The following is an 18,903-nucleotide window of genomic DNA, read 5'->3' on the forward strand; positions in this document are numbered from 1 at the left end:
CCTACTGTTTTGCGAAGGCTTTTATAACGCCGGGAGGTTAGGAGCAAGTAAGCCGGTTTTCCGGACACTTCCGTCTAGGGTCCGGAGTGGATTCCGCCAGTAGGAAAACCGACCTATGAATATTGCTTCCAGACTCCGGCAGGCACGCCGCGACGTGCGGGACGGCGAGCGGACAGACGTTCCCGGCATCCGGCGACCGGCCGGCCCGACCCTGTTTTCGCAGCTATGAGTCAAGTAGACAAGCAACTCGACGATATCAGAGCAGAGATCGAACAGGAAGTTCCGAACGAGATCTCCATCACGGAGGTCGCCTACGAGGGGCCCGAACTGGTCGTGTACACCCGCGACCCGAAGACCTTCGCGAGCAACGGCGACCTGATCCGCAAGCTCGCCTCGAAGCTCCGCAAGCGCATCACCGTCCGGCCCGACCCCTCCGAGCTCTCCGAACCCAGCGACGCGAAGGCGACCATCGAGAGCATCATCCCCGAGGACGCCGGCGTCACCGACCTCGATTTCCACCACGACACCGGCGAGGTCGTCGTCGAAGCGCAGAAACCCGGCATGGTCATCGGCCGCCACGGCTCGACGCTCCGGGAGATCACCCAGGAGGTCGGCTGGACCCCCGAGGTCGTCCGCACGCCGCCCATCGAGTCCTCGACGGTCAAGAACGTCCGCAACTTCCTCAAGCAGGAGCGCGACGAACGCCGCGACATCCTCGAACGGATCGGCCGCCAGATCCACCGCGAGGAGATGTCCGACGACGAGTGGGTCCGCATCACCACGCTCGGTTGCTGCCGCGAGGTCGGCCGCGCCGCCTTCATCCTCTCGACGCCGGAGACGCGCGTCCTGATCGACTGCGGCGACAAGCCCGGCGCCGAGGACGAGGTCCCCTACCTCCAGGTGCCCGAGGCGCTGGGCTCGGGCCCGAGTTCGCTCGACGCGGTCGTACTCACCCACGCCCACCTCGACCACTCGGCGCTCATCCCCCTCCTCTTCAAGTACGGCTACGACGGCCCCATCTACTGCACGGAGCCGACGCGGGACCTGATGGGCCTGCTCACGCTGGACTACCTCGACGTGGCCTCGAAGGAGGGGCGTACGCCGCCCTACGAGTCCGAGATGGTCCGCGAGGCGATCAAACACACCATCCCCCTGGAGTACGGCGACGTGACCGACATCGCGCCGGACATCAAGCTCACGCTGCACAACTCCGGGCACATCCTCGGGTCGGCGATCTCCCACTTCCACATCGGCGACGGCCTCTACAACGTCGCCTTCTCCGGGGACATCCACTACGACGACACGCGCCTGTTCAACGGCGCCGTCAACGAGTTCCCCCGCGTCGAGACGCTCGTCCTCGAATCGACCTACGGCGGCCGCAACGACTACCAGACCGACCAGGCCGACTCCGAGCGCAAGCTCAAGGAGGTCATCCGGAACACCGTCGAGCGCGACGGCAAGGTGCTCATCCCCGCCTTCGCCGTCGGGCGCTCCCAGGAGATCATGCTCGTCCTCGAGGAGGCGATGCGGGAGGGCGACATCCCCGAGGTGCCGGTCCACCTCGACGGGATGATCTGGGAGGCGACGGCCATCCACACCACCTACCCCGAGTACCTCCGTGACGACCTGCGCGACCGGATCTTCCACGAGGACCAGAACCCGTTCCTCGCCGACCAGTTCAACCACATCGACGGCGGCGAGGAGGAGCGCCAGGAGGTCGCCGACGGCGGTCCCTGCATCGTCCTCTCGACCTCCGGGATGGTCGAGGGCGGCCCCATCATGTCCTGGCTCCGCCACGTCGGCGGCCAGGACGAGGGCACCATGATCTTCGTCGGCTACCAGGCCCAGGGGACGCTCGGCCGCCGCATTCAAAATGGCTGGGACGAGATCCCCATCAACGACGGCGGCGGCCGCGCCGACACCCTCTCGCTGAACATGGACGTCGAGACGGTCGACGGCTTCTCCGGCCACGCCGACCGCCAGGGCCTGGAGAACTTCGTCCGCACGATGAACCCCCGCCCCGAGAAGGTGCTCTGCGTCCACGGCGACGAGTCCTCCACCCAGGACCTATCGTCGGCGCTGTACCACGAGTTCAATATGCGCACCTTCGCGCCGAAGAACCTCGAGACGTTCCGGTTCGTCTGAGGCCGCCGGCCCGGTGACCGCCCACCGCCGCCACCGCGCCGGTCGACCGCGGGCGCCGCACCCGCCGAACCGAACCGCATTTTGCGTTGCCGCGTCCACCCGTCCACCGTGAGCGCACGCCTCGACCGCCTCGACCCCAGATATCGGCTCGCCGCCGGCGCCGTCGTCGCCCTCGTCGCGACCGCGGGGAGCCTCTACTTCTCCGAGGGCATGGGACTGGTCCCCTGCGAGCTGTGCTGGTTCCAGCGGGTCCTGATGTACCCGCTGGTCGTCGTCTTCGGCGTCGCGCTGGTCGAGCGCCGTCCCGGCGTCTACCGCACCGTCCTCCCGCTGTCGACGCTCGGGGCGGTCGTGGCGGCGTACCACTCCTGGCTGCAGATCTCGGCAGGCGGTCGCTGCGGGCTCGGCGGCGGCTGTGCGGCGGTGCAACTGCGCGTCGTCGGGCTGACCATCCCGAACCTCTCGCTGGTCGCGTTCGCCCTGATCACGGCGACGGCCGCCGCGCTGTTCGTCGGAGAGCGGTGACGGCGTGAGAGGTGCGTGGTCGAATCGACGGCGTGAGAGGTGCGCGGTCGGCTCGACGGCGTAACGAGCCTCGCGGAGTCAGCTCGGGTCCTCGTAGCCGAGCTGCTCGTCGAACTCCGATTCGAGCTCGTCGAGTTCGGCCTCCAGTTCGTCGATGCGGTTCTGGAGGCGGCGGAACTCGACGCTGTCTTCGAGCGCAGAGGGGTGTTTCTCGACTTCGAGGACGTTGCGTTTGACCCGGAGCGTGCTGAGTTCGCGCTGGGCCTCGTCGTACTCGTCGAGCAGTTCGAGGCGCTCGACGGTTTCGACGAGGTCGTCGCGGTCGACCGGCTTGACCAGGTAGTCGTCGCAGTCGATCGTGACGATGTCGAAGTCGGGGTCGACCGCCGTGACCAGGGCGATCTGACAGTCGACGTTTCGGCCGCGGATCTCCTCCAGCACTTCGTCGCCGGAGCGGTCGGGCATCCGGCGGTCGAGCAGGACGACGTCGACGTCGTCGTCGACGGCCGCCAGCGCGGCCTCGCCGCTGCCGACCGTCCGGACCGCGTAGCCGAGCGGTTCGAGGTACAGGGCGAACGACTCGCGGACCACCTCCTCGTCGTCGACGACGAGGATCGTGGTTCGGTCGTCGTCCGAGGACCCGTCGGATGACTCCGTCTCCCCTCTCTGCATCGGCCAGACGTAGGACGTTCCGATAGAAAAACCCACCCGTCTCGGAACGGCAGTCAACGGACCGACAGTTGTCGCGGCCCGGCCGACAGTCGCCGGGCCGAGCCCGTGCCGCCCCTCGGCATCGCACGAGCGGTCGGGCCGGGGCGGAAGGGGCTTCCGGGACCCAAGCGGTTACCACCGCTCGCTCACACTGTCGCGTATGGAGTACGTCCGACTCGGCTCGACGGGACTGCAGGTATCGCCCATCTGCCTCGGCACCTGGCGGTTCGGCCTGGAACACGAGGACAGCGGCGTGATGGAGACCGACCGCGAGGAGGCACACGAACTGCTCGACGCGCTCGAGGAGCGCGGCGGCAACTTCATCGACACCGCCAACGGCTACGGCCAGGGCCGCTCCGAGAAGTGGATCGGCGAGTGGCTCGACGACCGCGACCGCGAGGACTACGTCATCGCCTCGAAGTGCTACTGGTCCGATGTCTCGCGATTCCAGGAGAACCTCTCGAAGAAGAACGTCAAGGCCGAAGTGGAAGGTTCGCTGGAGAAACTCGGCACCGACTACCTCGACCTGCTCTACCTCCACCGCTTCGACGACGACACGCCCATCGAGCGCACGCTCCGGGCGGTCGACGACCTCGTGAGCGAGGGCAAGGTCCACTACGTCGGCATCTCGACGTGTGACGCCTGGAAACTCACGAAGGGCCTGTGGAAAGCCGACGTGAACAACTACGAGGCCTTCAGCGTCACCCAGCCGCAGTACTCGGCGACGTACCGCGACCCCGTCTCGGAGTATCTGGACGTGTGCGCCGACCAGGATGTCGCGGTGTGTCCGTACTCGCCGCTGCACGGCGGCTTCCTCACCGGCAAGTACGAGCGCGTCGGCGACGGCGAGGTGAAGACGCCGGACGGATCGCGGGGCGACCTCGACGAGCACTTCACCGACTGGTACCTCGACGACCAGGCCTGGGACGTACTCGACGAGATCCGCGCCGTCGCCGACGAGGTCGACGCCACGCCCGCGCAGGTGTCGCTGCGCTGGCTGATGGACCACGAGCGGTTCACCTGCGTCCCGATCGTCGGCGCCCGGACCGTCGACCAGCTGGACGAGAACCTCGACGCGATCGAGGTCGAACTGTCCGACGAGCAGTGGGGCCGCATCGACGACGCGACCGAGGCCTGAGGCGGCGCTTCGGGCGCGAGCGGCGGCGTTCTGAGCGCGCCGCTCGGCGGCGTTAGGCATCCATTTCTCGCCGTCCGGCGGTGCATACTAACGGGACGGCACGTCCAACGGGCTGGCAGATGAGCATCGACCCAGCCGACGGGCCCGCCGCGGTCGTCGTTCCGGCGATCGCCGCACCGAGCAGCGTCGCCTGCGTGCGCTCGCTCGGGAAGCGCGGGATCCACACCGTCGTCGTCTCCGAAGACGAGGACGCCGCCGCCTTCCGGTCGCGCTACGCCGGCGAGACGGTCGTCGTCCCCGACCCACACGAGGATCTGGTCGCCTACAAGGACGCCCTCCTGTCGCTCGCGATGCGGCCGGACGTGCTGACGATACTGCCCGTCCGCGAGGAGGACGTGTACGTCCTCGCGCAGTACCGCGAGGCCTTCGAGCCCCACGTCGAGACCCTCTGGCCGACCGCCGAGGGCCTGCGTCGGGTCCAGGACCGCGTCGAGCTGTTCGACGCGGCCGAGCGGGCCGGCGTCGCCGTCCCCGACACCAGCCTGCTCGACGAGGTCGACGACTGGGACCGCGAGTGGATCGTCAAGGGCCGCTACACCCTGCTCGCCGACGCCTACGTCGACGACCTGCCGCCCGAGCGCTCCCGCGACCCGCCCTCGACGCAGTACCTCAACGGGAACAAACCTGACGTGGAGACGATCCGCAGCCAGAACGGCCACACCCCGATCGTCCAGGAGTTCCTCCCGGCGACCGACGAGTACGCCTTCTTCGCGCTGTACGACGAGGGCGAGCCGGTCAGGACCTTCCAGCACCGGCAGGTCCGCGCGTACAACTACGCCGGCGGCCCCAGCTCCTTCCGCGAGTCCGTCTCGATCCCCGAACTGGACGAGGCCGGCCGCGCGCTGCTGGACGAGCTGGAGTGGCATGGGCTGGCGATGGTGGAGTTCCTGCGCGACGACGAGACCGGCGAGTTCGAGCTGATGGAGATCAACCCGCGGCTGTGGTCGTCGCTCCCCTTCTCCGTCCGCGCGGGCGCGGACTTCCCCCACGACTACTGGCTGCTCGCCCGCGGCGAGCGCGACCGGATCGTCGACGACTACGAGGTCGGCACGGCCGGGCACCTGCTCCGCGGCGAGGTCTCCTATCTCCACAGCGTCCTGTTCGACGCGGAGGAACTGGTCGAGCGGCCGGTCCGCCGGGAGGCGTTCTCGGCGGTCGCCGAGTCGCTCCGGGAGCATCCCCGCTTCGACTACCTGCGGCTCGACGACCCGCGACCGTTCGTCCGGGACGCGCTGAACGCGCTCCGGTAGAATAGCGGCGTCGGTCGTGCGACCGGTGCGGTCAGTTACGCCGTTTCTCCTGGAACTCGGGTGTTGGAGCCGCTGGTTCGTCGGCCGCCTCGTAGGCGCTCCGCACGTCGTCGACGGTCGCGCAGTCGTGCTCGGCGGCGAACACGAGCAGGTCGACGAACGGGGCGCCGTACTCGGCGGCGAGCGCGCGCAGCTGGTCCGAAAAGCCCGAGTGGAAGTCGGCGAGACCGTAGAGCACGTCGTCGACGGCGACGCCCGAGGCGTCGGGGTAGACGCCCTCCAGCAGCCCCTCGATCTCCCGGAGTCGCCGCCAGTCGTCGCGGGACACGTCGTCGAGGTAGCGGCCGGCGAGCAGTTCGGTCTGGGTGTTGCCGGCGCTGCGGCCGAGCCCCTGGAGCGACGCGTCGACGTAGCTCGCCCCGCAGTCGATGGCGCGGCGGGCGTTGGCGAGCCCGAACCCGACGTTGTCGTGGCCGTGGTAGCCGACGGCCGCGTCGACCTCTGCCATCGCGGTCACGTACGCCTCCACGTCCGCGGGCGTGAACCCGCCGGCGGAGTCGACGACGTAGGCGGTGTCGGCGCCGAGTTCGACCCCGGTGCGGGCCGCGTCGGCCGCTTCGGTCGGGGAGACGAGGTACGTCTTCAGCAGGTTGAGACTGACCCGCACGTCGAGGTCCGTCAGTTCCCGGAGCAGCGGGCGGGCGGCGAGGGGGTCGTCGGCGTCGACGCCGACGCGGACGAGGTCGAACGCCGACTCGTAGGCGGCGATGAGATCGATCTCCGCGGGACCGGCGACGCCGGGGAGCAACAGCGTCGTCAGCCCGGTGTCGGAGACGGCCTCCGAGACGATGTGGAGGTGTTCGGCGTCGGGCGGGTGCGGTTCGGGAGTCGTCGTCCCGAACCCGGTCCCCGGCCCCACGTCGAGCAGGTCGACGAACGAGAGGTCGTCGATCCGGTCGGTCAGCGCGGCCAGCTTCGGGGGGTCGAACTGGAAGTCGCTGACGTAGGAGCCGTCGCGGACGACCTCCTCGACGACGGTGGTTCCACCGAGCGTCATCGTCTCTCCGTCGACCGTCCGCCGGAACGCGGGTCCGGGAGCCCCCGGAGCGACGGGACGGGGTAGTTCGCGAGCGACAGCCCGTGAGGGCACCGCGGTCGGTTACACGTTGGAACACTCATAGTAGTTGAAACGGCCGCCCCGACGGGCGGCGGTTCCCGAATACGTACCACTGAGGATCCGATTGTTATAGGCCGCTTTCAGGCGGTACACTGCGTTTACGGTGTGATATCGAGTCCGTTCGTGGCGTCGATCTGAACCGGGAGAAAGACGGGGTTCGGGACTCAGCGGAGGCGTTCGCGGACGGAGCCGTACAGCGGAGAGACGCGCTCGTAGACCGGATACGGGGTGTGTCGCGCCACGGTGCGGACCAGTCGGTCCCGCGCCGGCCGCCCGGCCATCGACTCGAAGTCGGCCCCGCGGAGCCACCGGACGAACGCGTCGGACCCGGCCATCGGCAGGTCGGCGTCCGCGGGCAACCGCTCCTGGAAGGTCTGCCAGTGGTAGGGGGCGTGCTGGTCGTTCAGCCACGCCCCGGCCTCGAAGCGCTCGACGGCGTGTTCGAACGACTCCCGGCCGACGTCGAAGCCGTGGTCGCTCGGGTCGAGACCGACCAGCGCGAGGCCCAGCGCCGTCCGGATGCACTTCTCGCAGCGCCCGCAGTTCTCGGCGGCCTCGGACGCCGAACAGGAGTACACCGGCAGGTCCGGGTCGTGCGTCCGGGCGTAGTCGGCCACGACCTCGATGCGCTCCTGGCGCTCCAGCTCGAACAGGTCGTGGACGCCCGTCGAGTCGGCCCAGGCGACTTCGTCGTCGATGTCGGGGTGAGTGCCCCACGGCATCGCCCGCCCGTCCCAGCCGTCGACGACCGGCGGCGGCTCCATCCCCTCCCAGACGGAGGCGGCGACGTAGAGCTCTCCCATCCCGTCGGCGACGGCCAGCGGCGCGCAGAGTCCGAGCAGCCCGAGGCCGCAGCCGACGGCGCTGTACCACGCCCCGTCGTGGTGGGTCTGGTACCGCGCGTCGAGCATCGCGGTGTCGAGGAACTCCAGCATGTTCGACCGGACGAACCGCGCGTCGACGCCGAACCGGTCGGCGAACGACTCCGTGCGGGCGCGCATCCGCCGCCAGCGCTCGGGTTCGTCGACGCCCACCACCCACCCCTGGATCGTGATCAGCGTCGGGTCCTCCCCGCGGTGGCGGACGTACGTCGCCAGCGAGTCCACCCCGCCCGTGAACAGCATGCCGGCGCCGTCGGCCGGTTCGGTCCCACTGACCGCTCCGGTCCCCGTGGGCGCTGCCTCGTCCTCGTCGGGCGCCGTCTCGCTCCGGCCGGACACCACGTCGTCCCACTCGGGCGCGCGCTCGGCTGTCACGCGGCCACCCTGCATGAACGGATACATCGCACAGAGGGCGTTGCCGACGGTTTCGAGGGAGTCGAGAAAGCGGCGGTCGGCGACGGGGACGCGCACGTCGGCGCCGGCGGCCCACGCGACCGGGCAGACCTGGGCCAGCACCGGGATCGTCAGGATCGACTCGGGCAGGTCGGAGACGTCGACGCCGTACTCGGCGTAGAAGGGCGATTCGTCGAAGAACGGTCGCAGATCGTCGCTGTAGGAGACGGTCGACTCGATGCGACAGCCGTCGGCGGTGACCGAGTCGACGGAGACGACCGGCGACTCGCCGTCGGGGGCGGAACCGGTCGCCCCGCCGGCGTCGCCGACCGCTGCGAGGATGGGGGATGCGGCAGTTCGGAACACGGGGCGGACCAGCGGCGCGGCGATGTAAAGTATGCGTTCGTTACGGCCGTTCTCGCGGACCGAAGCCGTCCCGACGAGCAGCGAGCGGGCCCGCGCTCGCTCTCAGGACCGCGGCGTCAGTTCGCGGACGGTGTCGTAGGCGGGCGACAGCCGCGCGTACACCGGAGCGGGGACCGCGCGAGCGGCGGCCCGAACGACGCGGTCCGAGACCGGCGGCCCGGACCTGGCGGCCGCCGCGCGCAGGTCGGCCGTCCGGAGCCAGTCGGCGACGGCGTCGACGCCCGCCACCGGGTACGAGGCGTCGGGGTCGACCGACGCCTGCAGGTCGAGCCAGTAGGCGAGGACGTGGAAGTCGACCAGCCAGTTGCCGGCCTCGATCTCTCGGCGGGCGCGCCCGAAGGTCGCCGCGTCCACGTCGAAGCCGTGGTCGTTCGGGTCGGCCCCGGCGAGCGCGAGCCCCAGCGCCGTCCGCGCGCACTTCTCGCAGCGGTCGCAGTTGCTCCCGGTCGCCGAGACCTCGCAGGCCCGGATCGGCAGGTCGAGCGACCGCTCGCGGAGGAACTCGGCGACGGTCTCGACGCGCTCCTGGCGGGTGATCTCGAAGGCGTCGTGGGCGACTTCCGTCCCGGCCCAGGCGATCTCGTCGTCGATGGCCGGGTCCGAGCCCCAGGGGATCGCGCCGCCGTCCCAGCCCTCGAACCGCTCCGCCGTCGGGAACCCCTCCCAGTGGGTCGCGGCGAGGTACAGCCGGTCCATCCCCTCGGCGACGGCCAGCGGCGCGCACAGGCCGGTCAGCCCGAGCCCGCAGCCGACGGCGCTGTACCACGCCCCGTCGTGGCGGGGTTTGTAGTGGGCGTCGAGCATCGCGGTGTCGAGGAACTCCAGCATGTTCGAGCGGACGAACTGCGCGTCCACCCCGAAGCGGTCGGCGTAGCCGGCGATCCGCCGTCTGGTGTGGGCCCACCGCTCGTCGTCGTCGACGCCCACGAGCCACCCCCTGACGTTGATCAGCGTCGGGTCCTCCTCGCGGTGGCGGACGTACGTCGCCAGCGAGTCCACCCCGCCCGTGAACAGCATCCCGGTGCCGCCCGGGCCGCCGGTGCCGTCCGGACTGCCAGTGCCGTCCGCGCCGGCGGGGCCACCCGCGCCACCGGGGTCGCCCACGGCGGCGGGATCGTCCGCACCGTCTGTCCCGGACGGCGCCTGTTCGTTCCACTCGGGCGCGCGTTCGACGAGGACGCGCCCGCCCTCCATGAAGGGGTACATCTCGGAGAGGACGCGGCCGACGGTTTCGAGGGAGTCGAGGAAGCGGCGGTCGGCGGTCGAGACGCGCACGTCGGCGCCGGCGGCCCACGCGACCGGGCAGACGTGCGCCAGCACCGGGATCGTCAGGACCGATTCGGGCAGGTCGGAGACGTCGACGCCGTACTCCGCGTAGAAGGGCGATTCGTCGAAGAACGGTCGCAGGGCGTCGCTGTAGGAGACGGTCGCCTCGATGCGACGGCCGTCGGCGGTGACGGTATCGACCGAGACGACCGGGGAACGACCGCCGTCGGATCCGCTCGCGCCTCGACCGACCGCAGACAGAAGGGATTTGTCACTCGGGATCACGTACCAAACCACTCGCCTCATCGGATAAAGTATTTTTCAGCTATCCGGCGTACCGGACCGCCTATCGGACGTACCGCTCCGCCTACGCGCGGTTATCGAGTCGTAACCGAGAGTACCGAACGAGTTGGGGTGTGCCTACGCCGGGACCGGCGTCGCGCGCGGTCGCCGAACGGTCCGGTCGAACAGCACCGTCTCGTGTTCGGCGACGACCGCGTCCCAGTCGTGGGCCTCGGCGGTGGCGCGGCCCGCTCGCCCGAGCGCGGGGGCGTCGGCCTCGCCGTCGATCACGTCGTCGAGCGTGTCGACGAGTCCCTCGGCGGTCCCGTCGTACAGCAGGCCGTTCTCGCCCGGCTCGACCAGCCGGCGGTGGGCGGGGATGTCTGTCGCGACCACCGGGGTGCCCGAGGCCATGTACTCCAGGAGCTTCGCGGGGAAACTGATCCGGTAGGACTCGATGTCGGCCAGCGGGGAGACGGCGACGTCGGAGTCGGCGAGCACGTCGGGGATCTCCTCGTGGGGGACGATCCCGAGCCAGGTGACCCGGTCGTCGATCCCGAGGTCGCGGGCCCGCTCGCGCAGGGAGGCCATGTAGTCGTCGTCGCCGCCGCCGGCGACGCGGAACTCGACGTCGCGGTCGGTCGCCGCGACGGCGTCGAGGACGTGTTCGAGCCCCCGCGGCGGGCCGATCGAGCCGACGTAGGTGACCACCCACGTGTCGTCGGGCCCGCGGGCGGGCTCACGGGTCGCGTCGACGGCGAAGCGGTCGGTGTCGACGCCCATCCCGATGACGGTGGCCTCCGAGAGGTCGACCCCGTACTCCAGTTCGGTCGTCTCGCGGATCCCGTCGGTCAGGCAGACCACCTCCGTCGTCCGGTCGAGCAGCCGACCGACCGCCCAGGCGTACTTGGCCTTGACCGCGATCCGGGTCCGCTTGCGGAGCGGCAGTCGGCCGTGAGCGGCGTTCGAGAGGTCCCGTTTCTGACGGACGGGGACCGACTGGAGGCCGACGACGAACCGCGAGCCGCCGGCGCGGGCGGCCAGCCACCCCTGGATGATCGTCTGCTGGAAGGCGTAGACGGCGTCGAAGCGGTAGCGAGCGCCCAGCGCGACGGCGTACAGCGTCGACGCGACGAGGAAGAGCAGGCCCGAGACGATGGGAACCTCGCCGGTCGAGACCTCGTGGTGGACCACGTCGTCGGGGAACTCCCCGTCCTCGTCGCGGTCCGAGAAGCGCCGGCTGAGGACGTGGACGGTGTGGGACGCCGAGAGCGTCCGCGAGAGGTAGTGGGGAACGGTCGCGCTGTAGGGCGAGGATATCTCGCGGTGGTGGACGACCAACACGGAGTCGCGGTCGCCGCCCCCTCGTGACCGGCTCATGGCCGCGCCCCGGACGGTTCGCGAGGCGGTCGTGACGGGTCGCGGTACGGTCGAGGCGGTTCGCGGTACGGTCGACTGACCGACCGGCGGGCACCGCCGGCGGCCGCCGCGAGCGACGGGTGGGCGGCCGCGGACGACCGGCCGGCGGCGCCGCGAGTCGCGATACCTGTCATCGAGCGACCCGACCGAGCGACGCCCAATAAGTAAGAGCCGGATACCCGCCGGCACCGCCCGCCACTCGCCCGCGACCGCCGACCGGAGCGACCGGCGGTCGGCCTCCCAGGCCGCGACTGCGCCGCGAACGGCTCCGCCCGTGATGTGTTCACATGCGGAGATGCCCGTCGAGCGCGGCCGCGACGCTAGAGGCGGTATACCGCTCGGGACCGATCCGTCGACGCCGCGTAACCGTCCGTAGGCTGATAATAACATTCCCGACCGGTCCGGTGGGGTGGCGTATGAGCATCGGCATCTACGGCGTCGGATTCGTCGGCAAGGAGGTCGCGGAACTGGCCGTCGAGCGCGGGCGGTCGGTCGCCTGCGTCGACGTGGACCCCGAGGTCGTCGAGCGGATCGAGGCCGAGGAGTACCTGGCGGTCGACGACCACGACCGCGTCTCGGCGACCACGGACGGCGCGGCGGTCGCGGCCGAGGCCGACACCTGCCTCGTCACGGTTCCGACACCGGTCGACGGGGCCGAACGGGTCGACCTGGGCCCGCTCCGGGCGGCCAGCGAGACCATCGGCGAGGGGCTGCGGGGCCGCGACGCCGCCGAGCCCTGTCTCGTCGTCGTCGAGTCGACCATCCCGCCGGGGACCGCCCGCCGGGAGATCGCCGAGGTGTTCGACACCTACGGCCTGGAGCTGGGGACCGACTACTACCTCGCGGCCGTGCCCGAGCGGGTCGACCCCGGCAACGAGGCGTGGCCGCTCGAAGCCATCCCGCGGGTCGTCGGCGCGCTCTCCGAGCCGGGGCTGGAGCGGGCGACCGCGTTCTACGACCGCCTGCTCGACGCCGAGGTCCACCCGGTCGACAGCGTCGAGATCGCCGAGGTCTCGAAGATCGTCGAGAACGCCTTCCGCGACATCAACATCGCCTTCGCCAACGAGATCGCCGTCTCGCTGGACTCGCTGGACGTGGACGCCCGCTCGGCCATCGACGCGGCGAGCACGAAGCCGTTCGGCTTCATGGGCTTCGAACCGGGCGCCGGCGTCGGCGGCCACTGCATCCCCGTCGACCCCCACCTCCTCATCGGCGAGGCCGAGGACGCGGGGTTCACCCACGAGCTGCTGAGCGTCGCCCGGACCATCAACAACCAGATGCCCGAGTACGTGGCCGACATGACCGTCGACGCGCTCACGCGCGAGCGGGTCCTCCCGCAGGACGCCACGGCGCTGCTGCTCGGTCGCGCGTTCAAACCCGACCTCGCGGACGACCGCAACAGCCCCTACTTCCCGATCCGCGAGGGGCTGACCGACTACGACGTGACCGTCGAGACGTACGACCCCGTCCTCGCCGCGGAGTCGTCGGTCGATTCGCCGTACCAGCCGGTCGACGCGGTCGTCGTCGTCACCGACCACGAGGCGTTCGCGGACCTGGACCCCGAACGGTTCGCCGACCTGGGCGTCTCGACGGTCGTCGACGGCCGCGACGTGTTCGACGCCGAGGCCGTCGAGGCCGCTGGGCTCCGCTACGACGCCGTCGGGGAGGTCTGAGCCGATGCAGGTCTTCGTGACCATCCAGCACCCGGCCCACGTCCACTTCTTCCGCGAGGCCATCGGGGAGCTGGAGGCCGCGGGCCACGAGGTCTCCGTGTTCATGCGCGACGTGGAGATCGCCGCCGACCTGCTGGAGAGCTACGGCATCGACTACGAGGTGCTCGCGCCGACCAGCGACTCGCTGGCCTCGCTGGCGCGCTCGCAGGCGCGCTACGAGCTCGCCCTGCTCCGGCGGGCCAGGCGGGAGGACCCGGACGTGCTCACCGCGATCGCCGAGCCGGCGGTCGCGCACCTCTCGACGCTGCTGGACTGCCGGTCGGTCGTGTTCACCGACACCGAGCACGCGACGCTGGGCAACCGGCTCACCTTCCCGTTCGCCGACCGGGTCTGTACGCCCGACGCGTACATGGACGACTTGGGCGACAAGCAGGTCACCTACCCCGGGTTCCACGAGCTCGCCTACCTCCATCCCGACCGGTTCGAACCGGACCCCTCGGTCGTCGCCGAGGCCGGTATCGACCCCGACGAGCGGCTCGTCGTCCTGCGGCTGATCGCCTGGGAGGCGCTGCACGACGTGGGCGGCGGCGGCTTCGCCGACGCGCGCGAGGTCGTCGACGAACTCGAACGCCACGGCGCGCGAGTGGTGATCACCGCCGAGGCCGACCTCCCGCCGGATCTCGCCGACCGGCGGGCGACCGTCGCGCCGGAGGACATGCACCACCTGCTGGCCCACGCGGATCTGTTCGTCGGCGAGAGCGCGACGATGGCCGCCGAGTCGGCGGTGCTGGGCACGCCCGCGGTGTACGCCTCGACGCTCGAACTCGGCTACCTCGAGACCCTGGAGTCGGAGTACGGCCTCGTGGTCAACACGACCGGCGAGGACCGCCAGGCCGAGGCGCTCCACCGCGCCAGTTCGATCCTCGCGAGCCACGACGAGACCGACTGGGCGGGCCGGCGCGAGCGACTGCTGGACGACTGCGTCGACACGACCGACGTGATCCTGTCGCAGGTTGCCGACGGCCTCGCCCGGCGGCCGACCGCCGAGGTCGACGCTCCCCGGCCGGTCGCCGAGCGGCGATGACGACGGGACGCCGCTCCCGACGACCGGCGCCGATATCGGCGAGTAAACGGCTCCTACGGAGAGTACAGCCGACATAACAAATGCGTCGAAGGGCTACGAACAAGCAAATGGCGCCCGACCGGTTGTCACGACGGCGATTCCTCAAAGGGACAGTAGCGGCCGCGCTGGGAGTCGGCGCGGCGGGGTGCGGGTCGAACGAGAGCGAGCCGACCGACCGGGAGGACGCGGGCACGCTGATCGACCCGGACACGCCGACGGACACGCCGACCGCGACGGCCGAGCCGACGCCGACCGGCACGCCGACCGGCACCCCGATCCCGGAGGTCGTCGCCGAGTACGGCGACCAGTTCGACTCGATCGTCAACGTAGTCGACGCCGGCGCCGACCCCGAGGGCTCGGAACCGATCAACGACGTGCTCACCGACGCGATCGCCGAGGACACGCTCGTGTACTTCCCCGCCGGCCGCTACGCGCTCGACTACATGGAGATCGAGGACGTCTCCGGCTTCGGGCTCGTCTCGATCCCCCACGAGCGGACGCTGCTCGTCCCGAACGGGCCGGTCGAGGAGGTCGGCAACCACTTCATCGACTTCAGGGGCGTGGGGGACATCCTCCTCGACGGCCTGGAGTTCGACTTCACCGAGTCCGGCGTCGGCGGCGCCATCAGGACCATCTCCGAGGGCAACGTCGTCGCCCGGAACCTCCGGACCCACGGGAAGTTGCCCGACCGGAACAAGGAGCGCAAACACGTCGCCTACCGGTTCGAGGTGCAAAACCCCGAGGGCAAAGGACTCGTCGAGCGGGTCGTCGCCCGCGACGGCGGCCACGACGGCGGTAACGGCGTCGGCATCTACGTCGGCAAGGACCACGCGGGCTCGCTGACGTTCCGCGACTGCGAGATCGCGAACTTCCCGAACAACGGCCTGTACGCCTCGGCGCCGGGCCAGACCCTCGACGGCTACACCGGCAACAACGGCGACATCCACGTCCGGGGCGGCCGCTACGAGAACAACAACATCGCCAACGTCCGGATCGGCTCGACCGGCTCGACCGTCAAGGACGTGACGGTCGTCGTGGACAGGGTCCCGCCGAGCCCCTCGTCGAGCCACCTGAACGTCCGCGGGATCAGGCTCCGGGCCCGCAGCGACCAGCTGGTCGAGAACTGCGAGGTCCGGATCGGCCCGGACGCGGGCAAGGGGTTCGGCGCCATCTCCTACCACCCCGAACACGAGAGTTCGACGATTCGGGACACGACGATCAGGGTCGACCGCGACGACTTCAGCGCGATCGACGCGACCGACTCCAGCAACGGCGGGTCCGAGGCGCCGCTGAACTTCGAGAACGTGACCGTCACCGGGAGCGCCGGCGGCGGGGCGGCCGTCGACATCGCCGACCGCCCCGAGACGACGCTCCGGAACTGCCGGATCGAACAGTCCGGCGCCGACCGACGGGGGATCGTGTTCACCGACTCCGAGAACTGCGCCGTCATCGACTCGACGATCCGGGTGACCGGCCTCCCGATCGAGACCGAGAACGCCTCGGTCGACCGCCGGAACCTCTCCATCGAGAACCTGCGTCCCGGACAGGCCACCGTGACACCCGTCGCCGACGACGGGTGACGACACCTCGACGACCGACGCCACGCCGCCGGTGACCGTCGCGTCACCGCCGGCCGAGGGATCGTCGGTAGCCGGCCGGTAACTACCGCTTACTCGGTCGGTGGCGTCTCGAAACCAATCCTTACTGCCCGTCGCCGCCCCGTCGAGCCGGGGGAGACGGGCGCGTCGCGGCCCGACCCTGAGCCGCGCTCGGCGGCACGTATCCCTCGCGATCCGGTACGTACCCCGCAATCGATCGGCACGGAACCGAACGCAACGGCCGAAGATCCGGTCGTATCGGGTAGTTTACCCGCAGGTACCCTTTTCCCAGTAGATAGGGCTTAACCGCGATATGGTGAACGGTAACCAGAACGAACCGGATAGTACGAGTGAGCAAACTCGTCGCAATCGGCTACCACCGGGCGACGAGTTCGGACGGCGCTCCTTCCTGAAGCTCGGCGCCGGGGCCGCGGCCGCTGGCACCCTGTTCGCCGGCGGGGCCGCCGCCGCGCCGACGACGCGCCACCTCGAGATCGTCTCGACGGGCGAGACGACCGAGACGGGCGACCTCGCGGTCGACTACGAGTTCACGGCCACCGGCGAGATCGCTCCCGACACCGACAACGGCCGCAACTCCGCGGAGGGCAACGACTCGATCGTCCAGAACGACGACGGCACCTGGACCGCCACGGGCACGACCGGCAACGGCTTCGGCGACGCCTACGCCGTCACGGGCCGCGTCGTCGACTTCTCCGCGACGGGCGCGTACGATCTCTACCTCGACGGCGAGGCCGTCACCGTCGACGACCTCGTCACCGAGTACGAGCACACCATCGAGGTGCTGACGACCGAGGACCCCTCGGAGCTGGACTACACCTTCACGACCACCGGCGAGATCGAACCGAACTACGACAACGGTGACGACTCCGCCAGCGGCAACGATTCGGTCGCCCGGAACGACGACGGCACCTGGACCGCCGACGGCTACACCGGCAACGGCTACGGCGACGCCTACTACTTCGACGGCGACCTCACCGACTTCGGCCCCGTCGAGGAGTTCGTCGAGGTCCGCGTCGACGGCAGCGCCGTCGACCTGAGCCGGTTCGAACCCGAGCCCGAACCCGAGCCCGAGCGACACACGATCGAGGTGCTGACGACCGAGGACCCCTCGGAACTGGACTACACCTTCACGACTACCGGGGAGATCACCCCGAACTACGACGTCGAGGAGAACGCCGCCAGCGGCAATGACAGCGTCGCCCAGAACGACGACGGCACCTGGACCGCCGACGGCTACACCGGCAACGGCTACGGCGACACCTACTCCTTCGAAGGGGAGCTGACGGACTTCGGCCCCGTCGAGGAGTTCGCCGAGGTCCGGGTCGACGGTACCGCTATCGATCTGGCGCAGTTCCGTCCCGACGAACACACGATCGAGGTGCTGACGACCGAGAACCCCTCGGAACTGGACTACGCCTTCACGACCTCCGGGGAGATCACGCCGGTCACCGACGTCGAGGAGAACGCCGCCAGCGGCAACGACTCCGTGACGGAGACCGACGACGGCACCTGGCGCGCCGACGGCTACACCGGCAACGGCTACGGCGACACGTACCGGTTCCGCGGCGAGCTGCTGACGTTCGGGCCGGACGTCGACCACGCCGAGGTGCGGATCGACGGGAGCGTCGTCGACCTGAGCGGGTACGAGACCCCCCCGGATCCGGCCGTGGTCGTGGGCGGCGGCGACGGCTACTCGGGCACCGTGCCCGAATCCGAGGCCGACGTGGTCGTCTCTACCCGCGGCGAACTCGCCTCGGCGCTGAACGGCGCCGCCAGCGGCGACGTGGTGTACGTCGACCCCGATGCGAGCATCAACGTCCCGGACCGCGAGCTGACGATCCCCTCGGGCGTGACGCTCGCCTCCGACCGCGGCATCGACGGCTCCGACGGCGGGGAGATCCGCGCCGACGACGTCTACGGCGAGGGGCCGCTCCAGACCGAAGACGACGTGCGCGTCACGGGGCTGCGGATCACCGGCTCGATCGACGAGTACGTCGAGTTCAGTCGTCCGGTCCACAGCGGCCTCACCGTCAAGGGGGCCGGCTGCGAGATCGACAACGTCGAGATCTCCGGGTTCAGTTACGGCGGTGTCAAGCTCCAGGAACCCGCCTACGTCCACCACTCGTACATCCACACCAACGCGATGGACGGCCTCGGCTACGGGGTCGTCTGCAACCAGGAGGGCGGTGACACCCTGATCGAGTGCAACGAGTTCAACCTCAACCGCCACTCCGTCGCCAGCCGCGGCTACGCGGGCTACGAGGTCCGCTACAACCACTTCGGCGAGGACGCGATCGCCTATCAGGTCGGGACCCACCGGCCGGGCGGCACGACGCTCGAGATCCACCACAACACGTTCGTCCCGACCCTGCACCTCAACTCCGGGGAGGACCCCGAGTCGCACGTCAGCATCCGGGGCGTCCCGGACGACGCCGCCGACATCCACCACAACTGGTTCCACAACCCCGAGCGACCGGCGCCCGGGCGCGGCACGGAATCGATCATCCAGCCCCACGTCGAGGAGTTCACGAACCTCGACTACCGGAACAACCACTACGGGACCGACGAGCCGACCGACGACGACATCGGCTGTCCCTGACCGCCGGATTTTCCCTTAGTCTCGCGTGCGCGCGAGACTGGCCCCGTATCGCGCTGGTAATCGCACGTTTCTCCCGATGCATCGCGAACTCCGAGCGAGCCGGTCGCGGTGCGCGCTCCCCGCTCGCCGACCGTCTCGGGTAAGCCGCTCCTACGCAAAGACTCGGGAAGCCGCAACCAACTGTACGAATCCGGTACGGAAGCGGCGCGCAAGCGA

At 70.0% G+C, this 18,903-nt stretch carries 13 protein-coding genes; 8 read left to right on the top strand and 5 right to left on the bottom strand.

Annotated elements, in window-relative coordinates; translation table 11 throughout:
- Positions 1-225: 225 nt before the first annotated feature.
- Both HZS54_RS13850 and HZS54_RS13855 read left to right on the top strand, forming a co-directional pair.
- Positions 226-2,145 (top strand): beta-CASP ribonuclease aCPSF1, encoded by a 1,920-nt coding sequence (locus HZS54_RS13850; RefSeq protein WP_179917708.1) that lies wholly within the window; start codon positions 226-228, stop codon positions 2,143-2,145.
- A gap of 108 nt (positions 2,146-2,253) precedes the next feature.
- Positions 2,254-2,670: a disulfide bond formation protein B gene (locus HZS54_RS13855; protein ID WP_179917709.1), complete on the top strand. Its 417-nt coding sequence runs from the start codon at positions 2,254-2,256 to the stop codon at positions 2,668-2,670.
- 78 nt (positions 2,671-2,748) lie between these two features.
- Here the strand turns inward: HZS54_RS13855 and HZS54_RS13860 are convergent, their stop codons facing one another.
- Positions 2,749-3,342: a response regulator gene (locus tag HZS54_RS13860; protein ID WP_179917710.1), complete on the bottom strand. Its 594-nt coding sequence runs from the start codon at positions 3,340-3,342 to the stop codon at positions 2,749-2,751.
- A gap of 199 nt (positions 3,343-3,541) precedes the next feature.
- On the opposite strand from HZS54_RS13860, the gene HZS54_RS13865 reads away from it, so the two are divergent.
- Both HZS54_RS13865 and HZS54_RS13870 read left to right on the top strand, forming a co-directional pair.
- Positions 3,542-4,519 carry an aldo/keto reductase gene (locus tag HZS54_RS13865; RefSeq protein ID WP_179917711.1) on the top strand — a complete coding sequence of 326 codons (978 nt, stop codon included), beginning with the start codon at positions 3,542-3,544 and terminating at the stop codon, positions 4,517-4,519.
- A gap of 119 nt (positions 4,520-4,638) precedes the next feature.
- Complete coding sequence (locus HZS54_RS13870; RefSeq protein WP_179917712.1) at positions 4,639-5,829, top strand: carboxylate--amine ligase; 1,191 nt, start codon at positions 4,639-4,641, stop codon at positions 5,827-5,829.
- A gap of 31 nt (positions 5,830-5,860) precedes the next feature.
- On the opposite strand, the gene HZS54_RS13875 is transcribed toward HZS54_RS13870, so the two are convergent.
- The 4 genes from HZS54_RS13875 to HZS54_RS13890 form a co-directional block, all read right to left on the bottom strand.
- Positions 5,861-6,886: a beta/alpha barrel domain-containing protein gene (locus HZS54_RS13875; protein WP_179917713.1), complete on the bottom strand. Its 1,026-nt coding sequence runs from the start codon at positions 6,884-6,886 to the stop codon at positions 5,861-5,863.
- Positions 6,887-7,170: 284 nt separating this feature from the next.
- Positions 7,171-8,646, bottom strand: a complete 1,476-nt coding sequence (locus HZS54_RS13880; RefSeq protein WP_246391649.1) for a hypothetical protein — start codon at positions 8,644-8,646, stop codon at positions 7,171-7,173.
- 102 nt (positions 8,647-8,748) lie between these two features.
- Positions 8,749-10,257 carry a hypothetical protein gene (locus HZS54_RS13885; RefSeq protein ID WP_246391650.1) on the bottom strand — a complete coding sequence of 503 codons (1,509 nt, stop codon included), beginning with the start codon at positions 10,255-10,257 and terminating at the stop codon, positions 8,749-8,751.
- Positions 10,258-10,392: 135 nt separating this feature from the next.
- Positions 10,393-11,634, bottom strand: coding sequence for a glycosyltransferase family 4 protein (locus HZS54_RS13890; RefSeq protein ID WP_179917715.1), 1,242 nt, complete (start codon positions 11,632-11,634; stop codon positions 10,393-10,395).
- Positions 11,635-12,089: 455 nt separating this feature from the next.
- Between HZS54_RS13890 and HZS54_RS13895 the strand changes: the two genes are divergently transcribed.
- The 4 genes from HZS54_RS13895 (at position 12,090) to HZS54_RS13910 (ending at position 18,687) form a co-directional block, all read left to right on the top strand.
- Positions 12,090-13,346 carry a nucleotide sugar dehydrogenase gene (locus tag HZS54_RS13895; protein WP_179917716.1) on the top strand — a complete coding sequence of 419 codons (1,257 nt, stop codon included), beginning with the start codon at positions 12,090-12,092 and terminating at the stop codon, positions 13,344-13,346.
- Positions 13,347-13,350: 4 nt separating this feature from the next.
- Positions 13,351-14,430, top strand: a complete 1,080-nt coding sequence (locus HZS54_RS13900; protein WP_179917717.1) for a DUF354 domain-containing protein — start codon at positions 13,351-13,353, stop codon at positions 14,428-14,430.
- A 122-nt stretch (positions 14,431-14,552) separates the two neighbouring features.
- Positions 14,553-16,049 (top strand): twin-arginine translocation signal domain-containing protein, encoded by a 1,497-nt coding sequence (locus tag HZS54_RS13905; RefSeq protein WP_246391651.1) that lies wholly within the window; start codon positions 14,553-14,555, stop codon positions 16,047-16,049.
- A 331-nt stretch (positions 16,050-16,380) separates the two neighbouring features.
- Positions 16,381-18,687 (top strand): right-handed parallel beta-helix repeat-containing protein, encoded by a 2,307-nt coding sequence (locus tag HZS54_RS13910; RefSeq protein WP_179917719.1) that lies wholly within the window; start codon positions 16,381-16,383, stop codon positions 18,685-18,687.
- Positions 18,688-18,903: the final 216 nt, after the last annotated feature.

Origin of the sequence: Halosimplex pelagicum (genome assembly GCF_013415905.1) — an archaeon.
Taxonomy (GTDB): domain Archaea; phylum Halobacteriota; class Halobacteria; order Halobacteriales; family Haloarculaceae; genus Halosimplex; species Halosimplex pelagicum.

What these genes read in the sequence shown, in the direction of transcription:
- HZS54_RS13870 (WP_179917712.1), top strand. Translation starts at nt 4,639, where the DNA reads ATGAGCATCGACCCAGCCGACGGGCCCGCCGCGGTCGTCGTTCCGGCG.
- HZS54_RS13875 (WP_179917713.1), bottom strand. Translation starts at nt 6,886, where the DNA reads ATGACGCTCGGTGGAACCACCGTCGTCGAGGAGGTCGTCCGCGACGGC.
- HZS54_RS13890 (WP_179917715.1), bottom strand. Translation starts at nt 11,634, where the DNA reads ATGAGCCGGTCACGAGGGGGCGGCGACCGCGACTCCGTGTTGGTCGTC.
- HZS54_RS13850 (WP_179917708.1), top strand. Translation starts at nt 226, where the DNA reads ATGAGTCAAGTAGACAAGCAACTCGACGATATCAGAGCAGAGATCGAA.
- HZS54_RS13900 (WP_179917717.1), top strand. Translation starts at nt 13,351, where the DNA reads ATGCAGGTCTTCGTGACCATCCAGCACCCGGCCCACGTCCACTTCTTC.
- HZS54_RS13910 (WP_179917719.1), top strand. Translation starts at nt 16,381, where the DNA reads ATGGTGAACGGTAACCAGAACGAACCGGATAGTACGAGTGAGCAAACT.
- HZS54_RS13865 (WP_179917711.1), top strand. Translation starts at nt 3,542, where the DNA reads ATGGAGTACGTCCGACTCGGCTCGACGGGACTGCAGGTATCGCCCATC.
- HZS54_RS13895 (WP_179917716.1), top strand. Translation starts at nt 12,090, where the DNA reads ATGAGCATCGGCATCTACGGCGTCGGATTCGTCGGCAAGGAGGTCGCG.
- HZS54_RS13860 (WP_179917710.1), bottom strand. Translation starts at nt 3,342, where the DNA reads ATGCAGAGAGGGGAGACGGAGTCATCCGACGGGTCCTCGGACGACGAC.